The 21,711-nt window shown below is 44.6% G+C and carries 21 protein-coding genes and 1 tRNA gene; 17 read left to right on the plus strand and 5 right to left on the minus strand.

All coding sequences use genetic code 11. From position 1 onward, the window contains the following. The first annotated feature begins 139 nt into the window (after nucleotides 1–139). The 6 genes from trpB to JMX18_RS12575 all read left to right on the plus strand — a co-directional run bounded on the left by trpB (nucleotide 140) and on the right by JMX18_RS12575 (nucleotide 7,276). Complete coding sequence (gene trpB / locus JMX18_RS12550; RefSeq protein ID WP_227674661.1) at nucleotides 140–1,414, plus strand: tryptophan synthase subunit beta; 1,275 nt, start codon at nucleotides 140–142, stop codon at nucleotides 1,412–1,414. An 87-nt stretch (nucleotides 1,415–1,501) separates the two neighbouring features. Beyond that, nucleotides 1,502–2,326 (plus strand): tryptophan synthase subunit alpha, encoded by an 825-nt coding sequence (gene trpA / locus JMX18_RS12555; protein WP_201588076.1) that lies wholly within the window; start codon nucleotides 1,502–1,504, stop codon nucleotides 2,324–2,326. 235 nt (nucleotides 2,327–2,561) lie between these two features. Then, entirely contained in the window at nucleotides 2,562–3,479 is a 918-nt protein-coding gene (accD, locus tag JMX18_RS12560; RefSeq protein WP_227674712.1) for an acetyl-CoA carboxylase, carboxyltransferase subunit beta, read from the plus strand. 263 nt (nucleotides 3,480–3,742) lie between these two features. Then, nucleotides 3,743–5,107: a bifunctional tetrahydrofolate synthase/dihydrofolate synthase gene (gene folC / locus JMX18_RS12565; RefSeq protein WP_201588078.1), complete on the plus strand. Its 1,365-nt coding sequence runs from the start codon at nucleotides 3,743–3,745 to the stop codon at nucleotides 5,105–5,107. A 209-nt stretch (nucleotides 5,108–5,316) separates the two neighbouring features. Further along, nucleotides 5,317–6,486, plus strand: a complete 1,170-nt coding sequence (locus JMX18_RS12570; protein ID WP_201588354.1) for an SPOR and LysM peptidoglycan-binding domain-containing protein — start codon at nucleotides 5,317–5,319, stop codon at nucleotides 6,484–6,486. 247 nt (nucleotides 6,487–6,733) lie between these two features. After that, a complete protein-coding gene (locus JMX18_RS12575; RefSeq protein ID WP_201588079.1) occupies nucleotides 6,734–7,276 on the plus strand; it encodes a DUF2726 domain-containing protein in 543 nt (180 codons plus the stop codon). Nucleotides 7,277–7,338: 62 nt separating this feature from the next. Here JMX18_RS12575 and JMX18_RS12580 read toward each other — a convergent pair whose 3' ends face one another. Next, a complete protein-coding gene (locus JMX18_RS12580) occupies nucleotides 7,339–8,307 on the minus strand; it encodes a DUF1853 family protein (protein ID WP_201588080.1) in 969 nt (322 codons plus the stop codon). A 163-nt stretch (nucleotides 8,308–8,470) separates the two neighbouring features. Here JMX18_RS12580 and JMX18_RS12585 point away from each other — a divergent pair, with 163 nt between their 5' ends. Next, nucleotides 8,471–8,773: a monooxygenase gene (locus tag JMX18_RS12585; protein ID WP_201588081.1), complete on the plus strand. Its 303-nt coding sequence runs from the start codon at nucleotides 8,471–8,473 to the stop codon at nucleotides 8,771–8,773. Between the two features lie 95 nt (nucleotides 8,774–8,868). On the opposite strand, the gene JMX18_RS12590 is transcribed toward JMX18_RS12585, so the two are convergent. From JMX18_RS12590 to gatC, 4 genes are all read right to left on the minus strand, one after another. After that, nucleotides 8,869–8,945 (minus strand) — tRNA-Pro (locus tag JMX18_RS12590). 109 nt (nucleotides 8,946–9,054) lie between these two features. Continuing rightward, entirely contained in the window at nucleotides 9,055–10,566 is a 1,512-nt protein-coding gene (gene gatB / locus JMX18_RS12595) for an Asp-tRNA(Asn)/Glu-tRNA(Gln) amidotransferase subunit GatB (protein WP_201588082.1), read from the minus strand. Next, nucleotides 10,566–12,068 carry an Asp-tRNA(Asn)/Glu-tRNA(Gln) amidotransferase subunit GatA gene (gatA, locus tag JMX18_RS12600; RefSeq protein WP_201588083.1) on the minus strand — a complete coding sequence of 501 codons (1,503 nt, stop codon included), beginning with the start codon at nucleotides 12,066–12,068 and terminating at the stop codon, nucleotides 10,566–10,568. Before gatA ends, gatB begins: the two co-directional genes overlap by 1 nt. A 65-nt stretch (nucleotides 12,069–12,133) precedes the next feature. Continuing rightward, nucleotides 12,134–12,451, minus strand: coding sequence for an Asp-tRNA(Asn)/Glu-tRNA(Gln) amidotransferase subunit GatC (gene gatC / locus JMX18_RS12605; RefSeq protein WP_201588084.1), 318 nt, complete (start codon nucleotides 12,449–12,451; stop codon nucleotides 12,134–12,136). Nucleotides 12,452–13,090: 639 nt separating this feature from the next. Here gatC and JMX18_RS12610 point away from each other — a divergent pair. The 10 genes from JMX18_RS12610 (at nucleotide 13,091) to rplB (ending at nucleotide 21,705) form a co-directional block, all read left to right on the plus strand. Next, complete coding sequence (locus JMX18_RS12610) at nucleotides 13,091–14,119, plus strand: rod shape-determining protein (protein ID WP_201588355.1); 1,029 nt, start codon at nucleotides 13,091–13,093, stop codon at nucleotides 14,117–14,119. A gap of 201 nt (nucleotides 14,120–14,320) precedes the next feature. Beyond that, nucleotides 14,321–15,232, plus strand: coding sequence for a rod shape-determining protein MreC (mreC, locus tag JMX18_RS12615; protein ID WP_201588085.1), 912 nt, complete (start codon nucleotides 14,321–14,323; stop codon nucleotides 15,230–15,232). Between the two features lie 99 nt (nucleotides 15,233–15,331). Further along, nucleotides 15,332–15,817 (plus strand): rod shape-determining protein MreD, encoded by a 486-nt coding sequence (gene mreD / locus JMX18_RS12620; protein ID WP_201588086.1) that lies wholly within the window; start codon nucleotides 15,332–15,334, stop codon nucleotides 15,815–15,817. Between the two features lie 140 nt (nucleotides 15,818–15,957). After that, the gene (locus JMX18_RS12625; protein ID WP_201588087.1) at nucleotides 15,958–16,614 is read left to right on the plus strand and encodes a Maf family protein; all 657 of its coding nucleotides are present in this window, start codon (nucleotides 15,958–15,960) and stop codon (nucleotides 16,612–16,614) included. 291 nt (nucleotides 16,615–16,905) lie between these two features. Beyond that, nucleotides 16,906–18,483 carry an Rne/Rng family ribonuclease gene (locus JMX18_RS12630; RefSeq protein WP_201588088.1) on the plus strand — a complete coding sequence of 526 codons (1,578 nt, stop codon included), beginning with the start codon at nucleotides 16,906–16,908 and terminating at the stop codon, nucleotides 18,481–18,483. 416 nt (nucleotides 18,484–18,899) lie between these two features. Next, nucleotides 18,900–19,211: a 30S ribosomal protein S10 gene (gene rpsJ / locus JMX18_RS12635; protein WP_025644420.1), complete on the plus strand. Its 312-nt coding sequence runs from the start codon at nucleotides 18,900–18,902 to the stop codon at nucleotides 19,209–19,211. A 49-nt stretch (nucleotides 19,212–19,260) separates the two neighbouring features. Continuing rightward, a complete protein-coding gene (gene rplC, locus JMX18_RS12640; protein ID WP_201588089.1) occupies nucleotides 19,261–19,899 on the plus strand; it encodes a 50S ribosomal protein L3 in 639 nt (212 codons plus the stop codon). A 14-nt stretch (nucleotides 19,900–19,913) separates the two neighbouring features. Then, the gene (gene rplD / locus JMX18_RS12645) at nucleotides 19,914–20,516 is read left to right on the plus strand and encodes a 50S ribosomal protein L4 (RefSeq protein WP_201588090.1); all 603 of its coding nucleotides are present in this window, start codon (nucleotides 19,914–19,916) and stop codon (nucleotides 20,514–20,516) included. Further along, the gene (gene rplW, locus JMX18_RS12650; protein ID WP_201588091.1) at nucleotides 20,513–20,863 is read left to right on the plus strand and encodes a 50S ribosomal protein L23; all 351 of its coding nucleotides are present in this window, start codon (nucleotides 20,513–20,515) and stop codon (nucleotides 20,861–20,863) included. Before rplD ends, rplW begins: the two co-directional genes overlap by 4 nt. Before the next feature lie 11 nt (nucleotides 20,864–20,874). Next, nucleotides 20,875–21,705, plus strand: coding sequence for a 50S ribosomal protein L2 (gene rplB, locus JMX18_RS12655; protein WP_201588092.1), 831 nt, complete (start codon nucleotides 20,875–20,877; stop codon nucleotides 21,703–21,705). Nucleotides 21,706–21,711: the final 6 nt, after the last annotated feature.

The raw sequence follows: 21,711 nt of genomic DNA on the forward strand, positions 1-21,711 counted from the left end.
TGATATAAGTAGCGATATAGATCGCAATGTAAATCGCTAACTGGGTGGCTAACTCCACAGCTCACCCTACAGCCAATAAAACAGTTAAAAATTACCCCAATATTTATCCTAAAAAATACCACTTATCGTAGGAATTATCATGAGTCATGTCTCCAATACTGCCCCTTCTGCTGGCGCACGAGCCATCAATACTTTTACCAATCCAGAAGGCGTGCAAGATTTTAATCAATACCCTGATGCCAGCGGCCACTTCGGCGTGCACGGCGGGCGCTTCGTTTCAGAAACCTTGATGGCAGCGCTTGAAGAGCTTGAAACCTTATACACCAAAGTGAAGGCTGATCCTGCATTTTGGGAAGAGTATCACAATGATTTGGTCAATTACGTCGGTCGTCCCACCCCGCTCTATCATGCCAAGCGCCTCAGCGATGAGATTGGAGGTGCGCAGATTTACTTTAAACGTGAAGACTTAAACCATACCGGCGCCCACAAGGTTAATAACACTATCGGTCAGGCATTACTGGCGAAGATGAGTGGTAAAAAGCGCATTATCGCTGAAACCGGTGCCGGACAGCACGGCGTAGCTACGGCAACCATAGCGGCGCGTTTAGGTCTAGAGTGTATCGTCTATATGGGCGCTGATGATGTCGAACGTCAAAAGATGAACGTTTATCGCATGCGTCTATTAGGGACTAAAGTGGTGCCGGTTACTTCTGGCTCACGTACGCTCAAAGACGCGATGAATGAAGCCATGCGTGATTGGGTTACTAATGTCGATACCACTTATTATATCATTGGTACGGTGGCAGGTCCGCATCCTTATCCGCTACTGGTACGCGACTTTCAAGCAATTATCGGCAAAGAAGCTCGCATTCAGCATTTAGAGAAAACCGGTAAATTGCCCGATGCACTGGTTGCTTGTGTCGGCGGGGGCTCCAACGCTATCGGACTGTTTTTTGACTTCTTAAATGATGAAGGCGTCAAGATGTACGGTGTCGAAGCGACAGGCGACGGGGTTGAGACCGGTCGGCACTCAGCGCCATTAGCCGCTGGTCGTATCGGCGTCTTGCACGGTAACCGTACTTATTTGATGGCGGATGACGATGGACAGATTCAAGAAACTCATTCCATCTCTGCAGGTCTCGACTACCCAGGCGTTGGTCCTGAGCATAGCTTCTTAAAGGATATGAAGCGAGTAGAGTACGTCGGCTGTACCGATTTGGAAGCGTTAGAGGGCTTCCATGAAGTCACTCGTAAAGAAGGTATTATTCCTGCGCTTGAAACCGCTCATGCCTGTGCTTATGCGCTAAAACTAGCTAAGACTATGACACCGGAGCAAACTATCATTGTTAATATGTCAGGCCGCGGTGATAAAGATCTGCACTCGGTGATGAAGGCGGAAGGGATTGAGCTTTAAGGTATAAATGAAGCTATATAAATGAGACTATAAATACAAACTATAGTCTCTAACTTTTAATGGTATTGATAAGCATAAGAGAACCCTATGACCCGAATTGAAAGCACCTTTGACACCCTAAAAGCCCAAAACAAAAAAGCGCTAATCCCTTATGTGATGGCAGGCGATCCTAATCCTAGTAACTTCGTAGGCTTGCTACATGATTTAGTTAAGCACGGCGCCGATATGATCGAAGTTGGTTTGCCTTTTTCTGACCCAATGGCAGATGGACCAACCGTTGCATTGGCTGGCGAGCGCGCTTTAGCAGCGGGCACCAGTACCCGCGGCGCCCTAAACATGGTCGCTGAGTTCCGTAAGACTGACACCCAAACGCCGATTATTTTGATGGGCTATCTAAATCCAGTCGAGATTATTGGCTATGATAAGTTTGTGCAATTATGCGAGCAGGCCGGAGTCGATGGCATTTTGATGGTAGATCTGCCGCCCGCTGAGGCAGGTAGTTTTACCCAGCATTTAACTGAGCATGCGATGAATGAGATTTTCTTATTATCGCCGACCACGCTGCCTGAGCGCCGTGAGCAAGTGCTGACCCATTGCGGCGGCTATATTTATTATGTGTCCCTAAAAGGGGTGACCGGTTCGGCAACGCTTGATACCGATGATGTGGCAACCCAAGTGCAAGCTATCAAAGCCGAGACTGATTTGCCCGTTTGTGTTGGTTTTGGTATTCGTGATGGCGCCTCAGCTAAAGCTATTGGTCAGCATGCCGATGGTATTATCGTGGGTAGTGCGCTGGTGCAAAACTTTGCTGATATTGATGCTAATGATGCCTCAGCGGTCGCAGATGCGCAGCAAAAAATCATGGCAAAAATGGATGAATTACGGACAGCCTTAGATAGTCTAAAAGCATAAGTTACTGATAGGTGACCATTATCCGAATAAATATCTAATAATAAGATTGAATGACTTTGCTAAATTTAGTTTACGTGTGTAAACTAAGAAAATATAAATGGTTACACTTGCTATTGAGTGTGCCTCATAACGGCTCAGGTTATGACTTTATTTAATCCTAAATGACAGGTAAATGAGCAAACTTGTCGAAAAGCCTTGGATAAGGGCGATGAATATGACTGATACGATAACAAAGATGGACAACAAAAACGCTAAGGATAAGCAAGACGATACCGTTGATCCGACGCGGCACTCTTGGTTTAAGCGCCCAATACCGGGGGTTAAACAGCAACTAACGCCAGCGCTGACTGCTGTAGAAACGGAGCCGTCAACCGAGTGTAGCAGCTGTCATTCGATGATTACCAATACGGCGCTGATCTTTAACTGCTATGTCTGTCCGCACTGTGATCATCATTTACCGATGACGGCGCGTGAGCGTCTAAAATGGTTCTTGGATCAAGTGGATGGCGAGCTTGGACAAGAATTTACGGCAAAAGACCCGCTTAGATTCGTCGATAGCAAACCCTATCCGCAGCGTATGAGTGAGGCGCAGACCAAGACTGGCGAGAGTGAAGCTTTGGTGGTTATGTACGGAAAACTGCGTAACCTTGATGTGGTCGCCTGTGCTTTTGACTTCCGCTTTATGGGAGGTTCTATGGGTTCGGTGGTCGGCGACCGTTTTGTACAGGCTGCCGAAAAGGCACTGATGGAAGAGAAACCTTTAGTATGCTTTGCCGCTTCTGGCGGCGCGCGTATGCAAGAAGGGTTATTATCTTTGATGCAAATGGCAAGAACCGCAGCGGCTGTTGAGCGCATGCGTTTGGCCGGTATTCCTTATATCGTAGTATTAACCAACCCTGTATATGGCGGCGTTACCGCCTCCTTGGCGATGTTAGGTGATATTCATCTGGCGGAGCCTAAAGCCATGATTGGTTTTGCGGGTAAGCGGGTCATTGAGCAGACGGTACGGGAGACTTTAGAGGAGCCATTCCAGCGTGCAGAGTTCTTGTTAGAGCATGGGGTGATTGATGAAGTAGTTCATCGGCATCAGCTTATAGACACCACTTATCGACTGCTCGCAAAATTGTGTAATAAGCCCAACGTTGATGCTTAGAGTCAGCGTTACTGCTTAAAGCTAATTCTAACCTAAGCCCTGTTTAGCTTGTTATTGTTAACCTAGCTTTTAACACCTTTAAATAGCATTTATCGTCATGAGCGATAAATGCTATTTTTAGTTTGGCGGTAATAATTTAATTTTGGTTTTAAGTCCGGTTGTTATACACTGCCTTTGAGTTTGGTTTGAATATTGATTTTGGTTGATAACTTGTGCTCAATCTTAGTTTCTCGCTTTAAGGCTTTTCACTTATAGGTTCTTTTATGCCCGCATCTTCTACTTCTAATAATATTGATTCTAATAGTCCCACCAGTGCTTCTACGCTTAGCGAATGGCTGGATTATATGCAGCAAATCCATGTCTCAGCGATAGATATGGGGCTGTCACGAGTGCTGCCAGTTGCTGAGCAATTGGGCGTGGTGCAGTCAGCAAAAGATGATGCTTATGTGTTCACAGTCGCAGGCACCAATGGTAAAGGCTCGACGACGGCGGTAATCAGTGCGATGTGCCAGAGTGCAGGCTATAAAACGGCCTTATATCAATCGCCGCATTTAAGTGTCTTTAATGAGCGTGTGCGTATTAATGGCGAGATGGTTAGTGATCAAACTTTGATTGCAGCCTTTAATAAAGTAGAAAGAGCTAGGCTTGATTGCGGCTTGACCTTATCATTTTTTGAGATGACTACTTTAGCGGCATTATTGATATTTGCTGAGGCTGACTGCGATGTTTGGGTTTTAGAGGTAGGCTTGGGTGGGCGCTTGGATGTGGTCAATATCATAGATCCAGATATGGCGGTAATAACCAATATTGGCATCGACCACGTTGATTGGTTAGGGGATAATCTTGAGGACATTGGACGCGAGAAAGCGGGCATCTTGCGTAAAGATATTACGCTGATTTATGGCGCCGCCGCTATGCCTAATAGTATCCAACAAACCATTAGCAGCAATAACGTAACTGCTTATCAAGTAGAACAAGACTTTAGTTATGATGTCCTCGATGAGCAAACTTGGCAGTATAGTAACGCTGCTGTGACTATGCAGCTGCCGCGTCCAGCATTGTCGCTTATGAACACCGCTAATGCGCTATCAGCAGTGCTAGCAAGCCCACTGAATGTAAGCGTTACAGCTATTGAGCAAGCACTGAAAAAGGTAAAGCTAGCCGGGCGTTTTGATTATCGTAGGCTCAAAGACCGCCATTGGTTGTTTGATGTGGCGCATAATGAGCAAGGGGTTGAGTTCTTATTGGCTCAATTGTTACCTTTGTGGCAACAGCATTTATCTAAGCAGCAGGCTGAGCGATCAAATAATAAAAACCCAGTCATTAAGTTATTATTCTCAATGCTGGGTGATAAAGATATCGATCAAGTGGTTCAGCGTTTAACCCAAGCTGATTTGCCTATTACCGATTGGTTCATTGCCGAGATTGACTATCCACGAGCAGCCAGCACAGCACAATTACACAGCGTATTATCGACCTATATTGAGGCTGCTGATAGGCATGAATATGCTAATTTAGCTGCAGCGACTCAGGCCGTTATTGAGGCTAGTGAACCGCAGGATTTAATTGTAGTTTGTGGCTCATTTCATACCATAGGAGAAGCGCTTGCTGCTCTGGAAAAATGCTAGACTTATCTTTGAATTGAGCGGTTTTAATGTTAATGTTAAGTACAGACTGATAGCAGACAGTACGAAAAATATACTTTATAATCAAGGTGCTTCTGTAGATTTAGGATAACCTTTAACAAGTAACGGTAAGCGCTGATGGCTCTATCATGAGCATTAATTATAGCTGCGCCGACCAATCAACCTTATTACCAACTAAGAGACGTAAACGGATGAACTTTTCGAGACAAGCCTTATTGGGCATCGGGATGATTATAGGCGGTAGCGTGATGCTATACGCCATGGTACAGCAAATTGGTTCAAGCGATGAGCAGGCTCAAGTACCGCTTATCGTCAATGAATCCACCAATGAGCAAGCATCAACGACACCATTAACTACCGATATTGATACCGAAAAAAGGATTTTGGCTCAAAAACAAAAAGAGCGTGCAGCACGAGTGGCTGAACAAGAAAAGCGGGCGGAACAATTCTTAGCTGAACAAGAGAGCGCTGAGGCGCAAGCTTTGGCAAAAGCACGTGCTGAAAATGAACAATACAGAGAAAATACGACCACCACTGGCGGTGACGCAGACAGCCCAGAAGCGGCGCAGGAAACCCCAGCTACTGATTCGCAGCCTATTGCTAATAAGGTTACAAGCACAACAAACAGTGTCACAACCAAAGAAATCGCAGAGACCAAAAAGCTAGTAGAAGCTGCTGATGCTGCACTAAAAGAAGCACAAATAAAAAAGCAAGCTGAAGCGAAAAAGCAAGCAGAAGAACGAGCGGCGGCTGAGCGTAAAAAACAGGCCGAAGAAAAAGCGGCTGCCGAAGCCGCTAAAAACGAGCCCCCCAAAGCACCAACCGATTATACAGTTAAACGTGGTGACGGCTTATTAAAGCTGGCCCGTCAATATAATGTGCCAGTTGAGGCTTTAGCACAGGCTAATGATATATCGCCGTCGGCAAGCTTGCAGGTTGGTCAGGATTTAACCATTCCTTCTCGTAAGCAAATCCAGCGTTTAGAGCGTGAAGCTGCTGCTGCCGAAAAGGCACGTGAAGAAAAGCGTAAAAAAGAGCAAGCGCTGGCTAAAAAGTCAGCTGATGCCAAACGAGACGCCCAGCAAAAGTTACGAGAAGCGCGTCAGGAAGCTAAAGCAACCGATGCGAAAGGTGATTTTGGTGTCCAAGTGGCTTTAGCCAGCAACCAAGCAGCCGCTGATGAAGTCGCCAAAAAATTTAAAGCAGCGGGCTATGAGGTTAAAACCAGTGCCACCAGTCGCGGTGTAAGAGTTATCGTTGGCCCTGAGCGTGGTAAAGTGGCGGCGCTGGCATTAAAAGATAAAGTAAATAGCGATCCTAATGTCGATACCACCAGTGCTTGGGTGTTGTACTGGCGTTAATTTTTTATCTGCCAGTCATACAACTAATAACAAAGCTTTCAGAACACGACATATATTGTCGTGTTTTGTGGTTTAAGGATTGTAGATAAGGGTCTGCTAAGGTAGTATGCCCTCATTTATAGTTTATTACTCTTTTCTGTAACCCGTGTTGACCTCCAATGGTCATCACGCTGTGATTGGCTGCTCTATTTAAGCTTATCTTAAAACCTTAAAACCAGTCATCCTAAACATTTTATAAGGCAATATTATGTCATTTGGCATGATTTTTTTGGTATTGGCGCTAGGTTTTTTGGGACTGATTACGTTACCAAAGCTACTATCAAGATATCGCTCAACTTCCAAAAGTATAGAACCTACTCCACAGCCTGTACGCGGTGATGACTTAGCCATTTGGCCATTTGCACCGATGCCCATTATGACCGATACCGAAGTTATTTTTTTTCATAAGCTTAAAAATGCGTTGCCGGAATATCATATTTTTGTCCAAGTGCAGCTCTCACGTATTATTGAAGCCAATAGTGAGGAAACGAGCGAGCGTAGCTTTTGGTTCAATCGTATCTGTCGCCAAAGTGTTGATTATGTGGTGACCGATGTTGATGGGCAGACGACCTTGGTTGCCATTGAGCTTGATGACTGGACGCACAGTAGTAAATCAAGACAAAAAGCCGATGATAAAAAGGATAAAGCCCTTGCCAGTGCGGGTATTGCCATTGTACGCTTTCATGCCGAGCGCATGCCCAGCGCTGATATGCTCAGATATGAGCTGATGCAAGTCATTGAGAATTACTAGTTCTTAACTTAGTATGAGTTGAAAAGTAGTATTAATTTAAAAGCTGCACAAACTATTTAATGCTAATTATCTGCTGCATTTTGATGTTGAGGATAGATAACTACGGGCTTATCACCTTCAAAATATAAACCTGTTCTCGGTAGCCAATCATCTTCCCTTTGATTTAACTCTACTGCTTTAGTTTGAGGTCCATCATAAAAACTGCGTTTGGTAAACCATTCGATATAATGTGCTAAGCGCAGTTGACTGCTCTCTAGCCGTGTAAGATTAGCTTTATCCCGTCTATCGCACCATTTATGCATGGGAAAGCTTGGTGACAACCAATCAGGCCAGTTAAATTGACTTAAATCAGTTAGATTCATGGGCAAAAAGAATCTGCCCTTTATCAGCGCATAACGCTTATCAATTTTGACTTGTCCCTGACTCTCGGTCTCTACCCACACCGCACGAAACTGCTTGGTTTGCATATAAGTCATTTTACGTTCTAAGTTGTCATTGGAGTTGATACCGACCCAGTTTTCAGGGGCAAACGGGGGCGAACCCATAAAGAACTTAATCGCCAGCTCCCAATGTTCTACTTGCGCCTCTTTATGATTGTACAAGATCAAATCCAGCTCGCCCGTAGTTTGCTTGCCACTATAAAGCTGTATATTGTTAGCGAGGGTCTCATAAGGATGCAGCCTGCGTGCATAGCCATCTTCTAACCAAAATGCTAACAAACCCTCAAAATGGAAGCCCAAACGATTAGGGCTGGGACGGGCTAGCAAATAACGAGTCAGTTCTTGATAAGCACTAGTATTATCCAGCTCATGTAAGCGCAGCTGATAAGCGTTAAATTGGGCTAACCAAAAATCAGCAGGGTGTACAGAAATGCTATGAGTGTTTTGATGCGGCGCAAAATCTAACCATTGGGTCAGGACGTTTGGGCAGGCCAATACATAAGCCAAATCACGCACGTAAGGTCGCCGAAAAGCTTCCCATGGCGCATTATCTATAAGGGCAAAAGAGGGCTGAGCAGCCTGCTTGGACATAACATAGACCAACTTAAACAATAAGCATTTACCCTAACGTCTTACTGGATAAAAGTCTATAGGTCGTTATCAGATGTTAAACTGGCGCACAGTTGACAATATATCGTTATGACCTATAATCAATAGACAATATATAAGATTAAATAATATTTAGGAGCAAAATATGAATTATCTTTTACAAGTTGATTTCCCTTATAGTGGTCCTTTTGGTGATGAATTTTTCACTGAAATGGAAGGACTTGCTCAAGACATTGCTACCGAAAACGGTCTGGTCTATAAGTTATGGACAGAAAACGAAGAGACTCAAGAAGCGGGCGGGATTTATGTCTTTGATAATTTAGACGATGCTAACAGATACCTAGCCAAGCATACCGAACGTTTGACATCATTTGGCTTTAGCGATATAAAATCAAAAGTATTTAAAATCAACGAAGAGTTGAGTAAGATTACTAAAGCGTCTGTTTAAGCTCATTATTGGTATAAATAAAAGCTAGCGCTATCAACCCAAAAAAAAGCCAACCATTGAAAACAATGATTGGCTTTTCTATTTAACTAAGTATTTGGTCGGAACGGCAGGATTTGAACCTGCGACCCCTACACCCCCAGTGTAGTGCGCTACCAGACTGCGCTACGCCCCGAATGACTGACTATTCTACCCAAAATCTTCTAGATTGCAAGGGCTAATTATTGTAGTTAACCGTTGCAAGCTGATTTTAGCCATAATAGTCGTCTTTACTTAATAAAATACTAACCGAGCAGCTCTTTTAAGATCTGATTGACCTGTTGTGGATTGGCGCTACCACGGCTGGCTTTCATTACTTGGCCGACTAGACCGTTAAAGGCTTTTTGTTTGCCGCCTTTATACTCATCGACCATGGTTTGATTATTAGCAATGACTTCCTCGACCATCGCTTTAATCGCACCAGTATCGGTTTCTTGCTTAAGGCCTTTTTCTTCAATAATTATATCAGCTGCGTGGTCAGCATCACCGCCCGCGCGTTCGTATAGAGCACTGAAGACTTTTTTGGCCAGTTTGCCAGATAGGGTGTCATCATCGATACGTTTAAGCATACCAGCTAATTGCTTGGCACTGATAGGGGAGTCAATAATATTTTTATCGTCTTTGTTGAGTGCACCAAGCAAGTCACCCATGACCCAGTTGGCGGCCATCTTGGCGTTTTTTTGCCCGACCTCAGTGACTACGTCTTCAAAATAATCAGCAAGCTGACGGCTACCGGTTAAGGTGCGGGCATCGTACTCAGATAGTTCAAGTGCTTCTTCAAAGCGAGCACGGCGTGCTACTGGTAGCTCAGGCATTGCTGCTTTAATAGCGTCAATGGTATGCTGCTCAATACGTACGGGTAGCAAGTCAGGATCAGGGAAGTAGCGATAATCATCAGCGTTCTCTTTGGTGCGCATGATACGGGTTTGATCTTTGTCCGCATCATAGAGCATCGTTGCCTGTACTACTTTACCGCCATCTTCGATAATATCGATTTGACGCTCAATTTCACGATTGATAGCACGCTCGATGAAACGAAATGAGTTTAAGTTTTTCAGCTCAGTACGTGTACCTAGTTGCTCGCCGGGCTTGCGCACAGAGACGTTACAGTCGCAGCGAAACGAGCCCTCTGCCATCACCGCATCAGAGATACCGAGCCACGTTACCAATTGGTGAATCGCTCTAATGTAAGCCAAAGCTTCATCAGCTGAGCGCATATCAGGCTCGGAGACGATTTCGATGAGCGGCGTGCCAGCACGGTTCAAATCCACCCCCGTCATGCCATCGACGGCATCGTGTACCGACTTGCCCGCATCTTCTTCCAAGTGCGCGCGGGTGATACCCATGCGTTTGGGATATTCGTTTTTCTCGCCCTCATTAACCACCACATCGATATAGCCTTTACCAACGATAGGATTAGCCATTTGGGTGATTTGGTAGCCTTTGGGCAAGTCGGGATAAAAGTAATTTTTGCGATCAAAAGTGTTGAACAGTCCTAGCTCCGCATTGACGCCGATACCGAATTTTAAAGCACGATCAACCACACCTGTGTTTAATACCGGTAGTACCCCGGGCAAGCCTAAATCAATGATACTCGCTTGAGTGTTAGGCTCATGTCCAAAGTCAGTAGGCGCACTTGAAAATATCTTACTCTCAGTATTGAGCTGACAGTGAATTTCGATTCCAATGACCACTTCATAACCGTCTACCAGCAATTCTTTACGGACGGCTGGATCATTTGTAGTTGCTGTATTCATTATACCGTCTCCTTGGCGATAGGTGAGTGCTGCAGATGATGATCAGTATGCTGCTGGAACAGATGGGCGGTGGCCAGTAGTTTACTTTCTTGCCAATACTGCCCAATGAGTTGCAAGCCTACAGGCAATCCTGCCGACGTTAAGCCCACGGGCTGACTGAGCGCTGGCAGACCTGCGAGGTTGACACCGATGGTATAAACGTCGCCCAAATACATAGAAGCAGGGTCGAGATTTTCACTGAGCTTATAAGCTGCTGTAGGCGCGGTTGGACTGGCAATAACATCACAACTGGCAAAGGCTTTATTAAAGTCCTCCACGATCATTCGGCGCACTTTTTGTGCTTTGGTATAATAAGCGTCGAAATAACCAGCCGATAGCGCATAAGTACCCGTCAAGATACGGCGCTGCACTTCAGGACCAAAGCCTTCAGAGCGTGAGCGGGTATATAGATCAAGCAAGTCTTTAGGATCTTCACAGCGATAACCAAAACGTACCCCATCGAAGCGTGATAAGTTTGAAGAGGCTTCAGCAGGTGCCAGCATGTAATAGGTAGCAAGGGTAATATCAGGATCAGTAATATTCACTTCAACAATCGTTGCGCCTAAATCTTCGTACTGTTTTAGCGCCGTGCGTACCGTTTGTTCGACTTCGGCGTTTAAACCTTTGGTAAAGTACTCTTTGGCAACGCCAATACGTAAGCCTTCTAGTGGTTTAGGATTGTCAGCAGCGGCATTCTCAGCGTCATTGATATCCTGTACATAGTCAGGAACCTCACGTTCAATAGAGGTAGCATCACGGGGATCGTAGCCAGTCATCGGTTGGAGTAAGTAGGCACAGTCTTTAGCGCTACGCCCCATGCTACCGGCTTGATCAAGGCTTGAGGCGTAAGCGATCATGCCAAAGCGTGAGACCCGTCCATAAGTGGGTTTGATGCCGGTTAAACCGCAAAATGAAGCGGGCTGACGAATAGAGCCGCCCGTATCACTGGCCGTAGCTACAGGTACGAAACCTGCTGCAACCGCAGAGGCACTACCACCAGAGGAGCCGCCAGGCACGTGATCTAAATTCCAAGGATTATGAACTGCGCCGTAATAAGAGCTAACATTATCAGAACCCATCGCAAACTCATCCATATTGAGTTTACCGAGACTAATCATGCCAACTTTATCGATATTTGAGACAATAGTCGCATTATAAGGCGAGATAAAATTGTGTAGCATTTTAGAGCCACAAGTGGTTAGCACCCCTTGGGTACAAAAGATATCTTTGTGCGCCATAGGTATGCCAAGCAAAGGGCGTTTGTCGCCTTGCGCGCGCATCTCATCCGCCGCTTTTGCTTGCGCGCGTGCGGTATCAGAGGTGCTGGTGATAAAACTATTGATTTTATTATCTAACGCTTCAATACGTTTAATATAATGTTCGGTCAGCTCAAGACTGCTAAACTGCTTATCTTGCAAGCCAGCAATCAGCTGTTCGGTACTTAAGAGATGCATCTCAGACATAAGAGGTCGTCCGTCAAAAGGGTAACTGGTTAAAATGAAGAGAGTAGAAAGGCGTTGATGGCATGCTACTCAATAACTTGTGGCACTAGGTACAAGCCGTTTTCAACAGCAGGAGCCACCGATTGATTGCGTTCGCGATTGATATCATGGTGAGCCACGTCCGCACGCAGTTCTTGACATACTTCATGAATGTTTGAAAGTGGCACTATATCGGTAGTATCGACGCTACTTAGGGTCTGCATAAGGGACAATACTTTGCTGATGTCGTCAGCGTAGCTATTGGCAGTATCTTCATCGATACCTAAACGGGCAAGGTTAGCCACTTCTAAAATCTCTTGGCGACTGACATTACTGTTATCAGTCTCGGGCGTTTGCTGTGACATGGTCTCTCCAATTAAAGACTGTTTTTGTTAGACTAAAGCTTAGGGCTGGCATGCTATTTATATTCAGCTTAAATCTTACTGATCAGCAGTGTAATCTTAACAGCTCAACCCATACGACAATAATCGATAGCGTATTATAAAGCATCTGCAGTAAGTTTACAGAGTAGGGTACAAGCTTGTCGCATAATTACTATATTACTTGCCCTAATCTGGGCGTTATAGAGGCCATCGAAAGGTTATTGATTTATTATCAAGCGCTTACCTATGAATCAGACGACAAATAAGTTACAGTAAGCACACATTAAGTTATTTGCACAGTCAATGAAGTAGAATTAATGCACTAATGTAAAGTCTTAAACTGGCTTAACTATCATAGCCATTACTGTCATTGTGAATCTTTTATAAATTCTAGCATTTAACACTAGAATGAAGGCTACTTGATGTAAATATCTGTGTTTTTTTTGGGTTAAATCGGTATAATTTAGCTCAATTTTATCATTGTTGTTTCAGTTCGACTGGATGCGTGGGCAGACTTTACTGTTAACTATCTTACAACGAGCTACGCACCGTGGACGAGTAACGCCTCTGTCATCTCATTCGCCTCATTTGCCTTATTTTAAAGCGCTGGATAAATTAGTCATGAACCCGTTTGGATTTTTATCAAATAATATCGCAATCGACCTTGGTACTGCGAATACCCTCATCTTTGTTCCTAACAAAGGAGTGGTACTCGATGAGCCTACCGTCGTTGCTCTACGTAGTAATCGTACTCAAAACCCTACTGTCGCTGCTGTTGGAATCGATGCCAAGCAAATGCTAGGGCGTACCCCTGCTAATATTACTGCTATCCGTCCCTTAAAGGATGGAGTGATTGCTGATTTTGAAGTTACTCAAAAGATGCTTAAACACTTTATCAGTAAAGTTAAAGCCAAGCGCTTTATGGCTCAGCCTAATGTAGTGGTCTGTGTTCCTTGCAAGTCTACTTTGGTTGAACGCAAAGCCATTCGTGAAGCAGTCTCATCAGCGGGCGCTAATAAAGTCTTATTGTTAGAAGAGCCTATGGCGGCAGCTATTGGTGCCGGTATGCCGGTTCATGAAGCCAGCGGTTCGATGGTGGTAGATATCGGCGGCGGCACTACTGAGATTGCCGTTATCGCCTTATCTGGCTGTGTCTATTCTGAATCCATACGCATTGGCGGGGATATGTTTGATGAGGCCATCATTACCCACGTACGTCGTACTCATGGTTGTGTGATTGGTGAAACCACTGCTGAGCGGATCAAGCAAGAAGTGGGCTCGGCGCTGAACGAAGAGCAAATGCTAGAAGTGGAGGTTCGTGGGCGTAGTATGGCGGAGGGTGTGCCTAAAACTTTTACTGTGAACTCAGAAGAGATTCAAAAAGCTTTGAGTGATCCATTAGGTGGCATTGTCAGTGCGGTCAAAGCTGCCCTTGAGCAAACGCCTCCTGAACTATCATCAGATATCGCTGAGCGTGGTATTGTCTTAACTGGTGGTGGGGCTTTGCTACGTGACTTAGATAAGCTTATCTCAAAAGAGACAGGATTACCGGTAACAGTAGCCGAGGATCCTTTAACCTGCGTGAGCCGCGGCGGTGGTAAAGCGCTTGACTTTATTAATAACAAAAGCTTAAACATGATCTTTGTCTAAATAACAATTTATACCATAAGTTTATTATCAAACAAAATCGCCCTAATAGCGTTTGGGGCGATTTTAAAGCTATATTTTTAAAGCCATAGTTGTTATTGCCCAGCAATGATTAGTACGACTAACGCAGTTTACGCTATCGCTATGACTGCCACCTCCTAATATTTAATACCCTACGCTGGGTATCGATCAGATTAAATCCTTATGGTCCCAAGTATCTTTGCTCGCCAACCTTTATCATTACGTATCACTGCTATTGTCTTAATAGTAGCGCTACTATTGATGTGGTTTGATAGCAAAAACCCAGAATGGTTTGATCCGCTGCGTAATACCAGCCATGCCGCCATGCAGCCCATTTATCAGTTTTCATTATTGCCCAGTTACGCCGAGCATTGGGCGAGTACTGGGGTGCGCTCAAAAGAAGCGCTGCGCCGTGAAAACATAAAGCTTAAGTCGCAACTGATTCACGCTCAAGCTAAGCTGCAACAGCAAGACTATATTTTGGCGCAAAATGCTCGGCTACAAGGCATTTTATCGACTACCAAGCCTGAGCAGTTTGATCTAAATTTAGCCCAAGTCATTGGGACAGATACCAACCCACTCAAGCAAATTGTAGTCATTAATAAAGGCGAACGCGATGGGGTGCAGGTTGGACAAACCGTTATTGATGAAAAAGGTATTTTGGGACAAATTATTAATGTTTATCCCAATACCAGCCGCTTATTATTGATTACTGATGAGCAGCAATCGGTTGCAGTAACCGTAAAGCGTACCGGTCAGCGTGCTATTGTTAATGGTGAGGGTATACCCACTTCGCTACGCCTAAATTACGTGTTCAAAACTTCAGATGTGCGCGTTGGTGATGAGCTGGTTTCATCGGGGCTCGGTGGTCGTATTCCAGCAGGTTATCGAGTTGGCAAGATTGCTCATATTCAAGACACACCAACGGATAACTTTAGAGATATTGAAGTGACACCCGCCGCTAACTTTATTGATAATGCTTATGTGCTAGTTTTGCAGGATAAGATGACCGCGAGCACAGTTGAACGACCAGCTATTAATACTACTCCCACTGCTGATCCAACAAATAATATGGCAATAGATGCCGACAGGTGAGCTCAGTCTCAGATATAATAAACGCTATATTCATAGTTGACGCATAAGCGCTTTTTCATCACCATGAATAGTTGATAAGCATCTTTAAGGCAAGCATTCATGGCGTATCCCGAATCTGAACACGCAACTGGCACATTGCTAATAGCAATTGCCCTAAGCTTTATTATAGCCTCCTCATTAAATGTTTATCCTTTAAGCTCAAGCATGGCAAATTTGCGCCCCATGATTATGATCATGGTGCTTATCTTTTGGTTATTGTTCCAGCCGCGTCACGTAGGCATTTTTACCGCTTTTGCTGTTGGACTAATTGCTGATTTGTTACTCGATACACTACTAGGTCAACAAGCGTTTTCTGCGGTGATGGTAGCATTTTTTATCAAGCTGATGAGTATTTACGTGAAACAGTTGAATACTAGCATTGCTTGGTTGATAGCAGGATTAGCGCTGATCGTATTCCAGCTATGCTTATGGGCGCTACAAGCGATTACCCAAAGTGTCTTTACGATGCAAGCCAGCTTATCTTTATTGATGAGTATTTTAAGTTGGCCGCTAATATTATTAGTTTTACGCCGCTTCACTCGCTAATCCAACACTACCTACAATACTCTGCTAAAAAGCCCTACAGAGCTGGTTTCTCTAGCTTAGTTTTTCCTAAACGGTTTATACTGCGCAGGTTGTGATTGGCACCAGCAAATTATTAGCATGATCCAAATAAGAGAATAACCATGGATATTATTTTAGCCTCCGGCTCACCACGTCGCCGTGAGCTTCTGCATAGTGCCCAGCTAGACTTTACGGTTATGAGCGTTGATATCGACGAAACGCCGTGTACCAATGAGTCTCCTTTAGACTACATTCAACGCATGGTTTCCCAAAAAGCCATTGCTGCTATAAACCAGTTAGATCAACAGCATAAAGCTGAGTCCGCTGTATTATTCAAACCCTTTATTATTTTAACCGCCGACACTATCGGGGTATTACCCGATGGCAAGACGGTGTTGGTCAAACCCACCAATCGTGAGCATGCCTATGCGATGTGGCAGCAGATGTCCGATAATACTCATCAAGTATGGACGGCGGTACAAGCGACCAAAGTAGCATTAAGGTCAGATCAGCTGGATAAAATTGATAATAAAGCAGCATTAACCGTATCATGGCAACAACAGATTATTGAGCGTACAGAAGTAAACTTTGTCCCATTGACCGCAGAGATGATGAAAAGTTATTGGGAAAGTGGGGAGCCTGCAGATAAAGCAGGGGGTTACGCTATTCAAGGCTTGGCTGCTGGATGGGTGAGCCGTATCAATGGTAGTTATACTAATGTAGTTGGATTACCGCTGGCACAAACCTTAGCTTTAATTAATGAGGCCATCAAAAGGTAGGAGAGCTATATGCTATAAGCCCTACATTATAAGTATAGAAAAGATGTCTAGGTATCGAGACACATAATGACACGGCAAGCCGATGGGCAGGGTCTGCGCAGATTTGCTACACTATTATGCAGCAAACGCTCTGATAGTTAGTCATTATTAGAGATTGTATTCCGTTCATAATAATTAACTATTTTTATTTGCGCCAACGAATTGGTATTAAATACTTATTAGTAATAGCCATTTATCATACCTATCAGGTCATACTTAATAAGAAAAATGAGTAATAAGAGAAGAAACCCTATGTCTGAAGAGCTGCTAATTAATATTAGTCCAATGGAGTCCCGCGTGGCAGTTTTGGATAATGGGGTGCTGGGCGAGATTTATATCGAGCGCCACCACAAGCTAGGGTTAGTAGGGAATATCTATTTGGGAACGGTCGTGCGCGTATTGCCCGGTATGCAAGCGGCCTTTGTCGATATTGGTCAGTCGCGTACCGCATTTCTGCATGTCAATGATATGCAGCGTGCGCCTGCTATCAAGCCCAAAGAAACTGTGATTGATATCCACCCCAAAACCACTACTCAAGCTACTGATTTGGCAGAGACCCCGCCGGTGGTTAGTGCAAAGAGTACCGAAGTGGTTACTGTCGCTAGTAAGAACCTTATCCAGCATCGCTTGCACGAAGGTCAGCGTATTTTGGTCCAAGTAACCAAAGATCAGCTGGGTAGTAAAGGTGCACGCTTGACTACCAATATCTCCTTGCCGTCGCGGTATTTGGTTTATCTGCCCTCCAGTGATCATATCGGCATCTCTCAACGTATTGATGGCGAAGAGGAGCGCAATCGGCTAAAGTCTGAGCTGGTGAGCCTGATGCAAACGGTAAACTTACAAGGTGGTCTGATTGCGCGTACTGCTGCTGAACATGTCCCGGTCAACAAGCTTGAAGAGGATATTTACTACCTATTGCAGTTGTGGCGTACTATTTGTGCACGCAAGCAAGAACAGAATCATCATCAAAGCTCAGAGCTTATTTATCAAGAGTTATCACTACCGCTGCGCTCTATCCGCGACTTGGTTCATGCCGATACCGAAAAGATTATCGTTGATAATGCCCAAATCTATGAGCAAGTTCGTTATTTTGCTAAAGAGTTTGTGCCTTTTATTTACGACCGTATCGTGCACTATACTGCGGAGCAGTCGCTGTTTGATGTACACCGAGTAGAGGATGACCTGCGTGATGCGCTCAAGCGCCGGGTAGATTTAAAGTCGGGCGGTTACCTGATTATCGACCAAACCGAAGCAATGACCACTATTGATGTTAATACTGGCTCTTTTGTAGGTGGTCGTTCATTAGAAGATACGGTTTATAAAACCAATCTTGAGGCCACCCATGCTATTGCTCGCCAACTACGACTGCGTAATTTGGGCGGGATTATTATTCTAGATTTTATCGATATGTTAGAGCAGGAGCATAAAGATGATGTGCTGGAGAGTCTGCAAACCCAGCTAGCACAGGATTATGCCAAAACCAATATTACCCAAGTTAGTGAGCTTGGGTTGGTGGAGATGACCCGTAAGCGCACCCGTGAGTCTCTTGGGCAACAACTGTGTGAGCCATGTGCGACTTGTCAGGGAAGGGGGTTTGTAAAAACCGCTGAAACCGTTTGCTTTGAGATATTTCGTGAGATTATGCGCTGCGCTCGTACTTATAATTCTCCAAAGAAGTTTACGGTCGTCGCCCATGCAGCGGTCATTGATTTATTATTAACCTCAGAAGCCGATACAGTAGCCGACTTAGAATATCTGTTAGGGCGGGTCATTACTTTTGAGGTGGAGAACCTTTATACTCAAGAGCAGTATGATATTGTTTTGGACTAATATAAAGATAAATATTGACTTCAATAGCTTGGCTTTGACTATTATTAACTTGTCAATTAGCGCATTTTATGCAATAAAATCATCGTTTATCCCTTATATTGCCCTTGCAATGGGCTTAATACTCTGTATAATACACACCACTGAATTATATATGCACAGCCAATTAAACAGCTGGTGCTATGACAGCTAGAGCATCGTTTCTAGCACTATTTCATTATGCCTTTGCTGACATCCATATAACTAGGAGGGTTGGCGGGGCTTTAAACTATTTCGCTTTTAGCACGCTGCTGGTTCTGATAAAGACCACGTTCTGATAAGAACAGAAGGCCGCTTGAAGTAGATTTTTAACCAAACGGCTTTTGGTCATTACCTTGCAGTGCAAGCATGACGAAAGCACATATTAGGAGCTTGCTGGCATGGCTAACCAGAGAATCCGTATCCGACTCAAATCTTTTGATCACAGATTGATTGATCAGTCGGCGCAAGAGATTGTCGATACTGCAAAGCGCACTGGTGCGCAAGTTTGTGGTCCTGTACCGTTGCCGACTCGCATTGAGCGCTTCGACGTCCTAACCTCACCACACGTCAATAAAGACGCTCGTGACCAGTACGAAATCCGTACTCACAAGCGTATGGTTGATATCGTTCAGCCTACTGACAAAACTGTGGATGCGCTAATGAAGTTAGATTTAGCGGCGGGTGTCGACGTTCAAATTGCTTTGGGTTAATGCACATTAACTACCCAACCCATTAATAGAAGATATAAAGAGGTTCAAAATGGCGATCGGTTTAGTCGGTAAAAAATGCGGCATGACCCGAATCTTCACTGAAACAGGCGCATCTATCCCTGTAACAGTAGTTGAGGTCAATGCAAACCGCATTACTCAAGTAAAAAATAACGATGTTGATGGCTATCAAGCTATTCAAGTCACCACAGGAACTCGTCGTGACAGCCGCGTAACTGCTGCTCAAAAAGGTCACTTCGCAAAGGCTGGCGTTAAAGCTGGTCGTGGTGTTTGGGAGTTTCGTGCCAACGATTCTGACCTAGAAGGTTATGAAATTGGTGGCGAAATTCTAGCTGATCTGTTCGAACAAGGACAGATAGTTGATGTCACTGGACAGAGTAAAGGTAAAGGCTTTCAAGGCGGCGTAAAACGTCATAACTTTAGCATGCAAGATGCTACCCATGGTAACTCAGTATCTCACCGTGTTCTTGGTTCAACTGGTCAAAACCAGTCGCCAGGTAAAGTATTCAAAGGTAAGAAGATGCCAGGTCAGATGGGTAACAAGCGTGTCACCGTTCAAGGCCTAGAAGTGGTTTCGGTTGATGCCGAAAAAGGGTTACTTGTCATCAAGGGTGCTATCCCAGGTGCCACCGGTGGCGATGTTATCATACGTCCGTCAGTCAAAGCCTAAGCAAGGGGATTAACGTGGATTTAAAAACAGTTACAGGTGCGGCGGTTGAGCTTTCTGATACGGCATTTGGTCGTGAATTCAACGAAGCACTAGTGCATCAAGTTGTCACGGCCTACCTAGCCGGTGCTCGCCAAGGTACACGTGCACAAAAAACCCGTGCCGAAGTTTCTGGCGGTGGCATTAAGCCATGGCGCCAAAAAGGTACTGGTCGCGCTCGTGCAGGCTCTATTCGTAGCCCAATCTGGCGTTCAGGTGGTCGTGCTTTTGCAGCAAAACCACAGGACTGGTCGCAAAAAGTTAACCGCAAAATGTATCGCGGTGCTATGCAGTGCATTCTAGCTGAATTGGTACGTCAAGAGCGTCTAATTCTAGTTGAAGATATGAGTGTTTCTGCACCTAAGACCAAAGAGTTGATCGCAAAGTTAAATGAATTGAATGCACCACGTGCACTCATCATCACTAAAGAAGTTGATGAGAATTTATACTTAGCGGCTCGCAATATTCCACATGTCAATGTACTTGGTACAAGCGAAGTGGATCCAGTGAGCTTGATCGCCTTTGATAAAGTGATCATGTCAGTTGAAGCTGCGAAACAATTTGAGGAAGCACTAGCATGAATAACGCAAGACTTTATCAGGTCTTAAGAGGGCCTGTATTCTCAGAAAAATCTCAAATGCTCGGCGACTCATTTGGCGTGCAAGTATTCAAAGTTGATTCTAATGCTACCAAGCTAGAAGTCAAAAAAGCAGTTGAGTTAATGTTTGAAGGTGTTGAAGTCACTAAGGTGAACACCTTGAATGTTAAAGGTAAGACAAAGCGTTTTGGTAAAAGCATCGGCCGTCGTAATGACTATAAAAAAGCCTATGTAACCTTAAAAGCTGGTCAAGATGTACAAATGGCTGATGCTGGTGAGGACGTAGCTGAAACTACTACCTCTACTAGTGAAACAGCGAACAACGAATAAGGATAACACTCATGCCTATCGTAAAAGCAAAGCCAACATCACCAGGTCGCCGTTTTGTTGAAAAAGTGGTGCATCCACACCTTTACAAAGGTCGTCCCTATGCACCACTTGTTGAATCAAAAGGCAAGTCAGGTGGTCGTAACAATAATGGTCGCATTACTACTCGTCATATCGGCGGTGGTCATAAGCATCATTATCGTATTGTTGACTTCAAACGAACCAAAGATAATATTCCAGCAGTCGTAGAACGTATTGAATACGATCCCAACCGTACTGCACACATTGCTCTGCTTAAGTATGCTGATGGTGAGCGTCGTTACATCATCGCTCCTAGAAAGTTAGCAGTAGGTGACAATGTACAGTCTGGTGAAAATTCACCAATCCGTCCAGGTAACTGTTTACCGCTTAAAAACATCCCATTGGGTACTGTGATCCATAATATCGAACTTAAAATCGGTAAAGGTGCACAGATGGCTCGTTCAGCGGGTGCAGGCGTACAGCTACTAGGCCGTGATGGTATTTATGCGATTCTTCGTCTACGTTCGGGTGAGACTCGTCGTGTACACGTTAACTGCCGTGCAGTTATCGGTGAAGTTTCTAACAACGAAAATAACTTGAAATCACTTGGTAAAGCCGGTGCTTCACGTTGGCGCGGTATTCGTCCTTCCGTTCGCGGTGTGGCAATGAACCCGGTTGATCACCCACACGGTGGTGGTGAAGGTCGTGTTAAAGGTCGCCATCCAACTAGCCCTTGGGGTCAGAAGTCCAAAGGACTTAAAACGCGTCATAATAAGCGTACTGACAGTATGATCATCCGTCGCCGTCGCGCCAAGAAGAAATAAAGGAAG

Source organism: Psychrobacter jeotgali, from assembly GCF_904846315.1.
Taxonomy (GTDB): domain Bacteria; phylum Pseudomonadota; class Gammaproteobacteria; order Pseudomonadales; family Moraxellaceae; genus Psychrobacter; species Psychrobacter jeotgali.

What these genes read in the sequence shown, in the direction of transcription:
- JMX18_RS12630 (WP_201588088.1), top strand. Translation starts at nt 16,906, where the DNA reads ATGTCTGAAGAGCTGCTAATTAATATTAGTCCAATGGAGTCCCGCGTG.
- accD (WP_227674712.1), top strand. Translation starts at nt 2,562, where the DNA reads ATGGACAACAAAAACGCTAAGGATAAGCAAGACGATACCGTTGATCCG.
- JMX18_RS12575 (WP_201588079.1), top strand. Translation starts at nt 6,734, where the DNA reads ATGTCATTTGGCATGATTTTTTTGGTATTGGCGCTAGGTTTTTTGGGA.
- JMX18_RS12570 (WP_201588354.1), top strand. Translation starts at nt 5,317, where the DNA reads ATGAACTTTTCGAGACAAGCCTTATTGGGCATCGGGATGATTATAGGC.
- trpA (WP_201588076.1), top strand. Translation starts at nt 1,502, where the DNA reads ATGACCCGAATTGAAAGCACCTTTGACACCCTAAAAGCCCAAAACAAA.
- rplB (WP_201588092.1), top strand. Translation starts at nt 20,875, where the DNA reads ATGCCTATCGTAAAAGCAAAGCCAACATCACCAGGTCGCCGTTTTGTT.
- JMX18_RS12625 (WP_201588087.1), top strand. Translation starts at nt 15,958, where the DNA reads ATGGATATTATTTTAGCCTCCGGCTCACCACGTCGCCGTGAGCTTCTG.
- rplC (WP_201588089.1), top strand. Translation starts at nt 19,261, where the DNA reads ATGGCGATCGGTTTAGTCGGTAAAAAATGCGGCATGACCCGAATCTTC.
- mreC (WP_201588085.1), top strand. Translation starts at nt 14,321, where the DNA reads ATGGTCCCAAGTATCTTTGCTCGCCAACCTTTATCATTACGTATCACT.
- trpB (WP_227674661.1), top strand. Translation starts at nt 140, where the DNA reads ATGAGTCATGTCTCCAATACTGCCCCTTCTGCTGGCGCACGAGCCATC.
- gatC (WP_201588084.1), bottom strand. Translation starts at nt 12,451, where the DNA reads ATGTCACAGCAAACGCCCGAGACTGATAACAGTAATGTCAGTCGCCAA.
- gatB (WP_201588082.1), bottom strand. Translation starts at nt 10,566, where the DNA reads ATGAATACAGCAACTACAAATGATCCAGCCGTCCGTAAAGAATTGCTG.
- JMX18_RS12585 (WP_201588081.1), top strand. Translation starts at nt 8,471, where the DNA reads ATGAATTATCTTTTACAAGTTGATTTCCCTTATAGTGGTCCTTTTGGT.
- JMX18_RS12580 (WP_201588080.1), bottom strand. Translation starts at nt 8,307, where the DNA reads ATGTCCAAGCAGGCTGCTCAGCCCTCTTTTGCCCTTATAGATAATGCG.
- rpsJ (WP_025644420.1), top strand. Translation starts at nt 18,900, where the DNA reads ATGGCTAACCAGAGAATCCGTATCCGACTCAAATCTTTTGATCACAGA.
- JMX18_RS12610 (WP_201588355.1), top strand. Translation starts at nt 13,091, where the DNA reads ATGAACCCGTTTGGATTTTTATCAAATAATATCGCAATCGACCTTGGT.
- gatA (WP_201588083.1), bottom strand. Translation starts at nt 12,068, where the DNA reads ATGTCTGAGATGCATCTCTTAAGTACCGAACAGCTGATTGCTGGCTTG.
- folC (WP_201588078.1), top strand. Translation starts at nt 3,743, where the DNA reads ATGCCCGCATCTTCTACTTCTAATAATATTGATTCTAATAGTCCCACC.
- rplW (WP_201588091.1), top strand. Translation starts at nt 20,513, where the DNA reads ATGAATAACGCAAGACTTTATCAGGTCTTAAGAGGGCCTGTATTCTCA.
- mreD (WP_201588086.1), top strand. Translation starts at nt 15,332, where the DNA reads ATGGCGTATCCCGAATCTGAACACGCAACTGGCACATTGCTAATAGCA.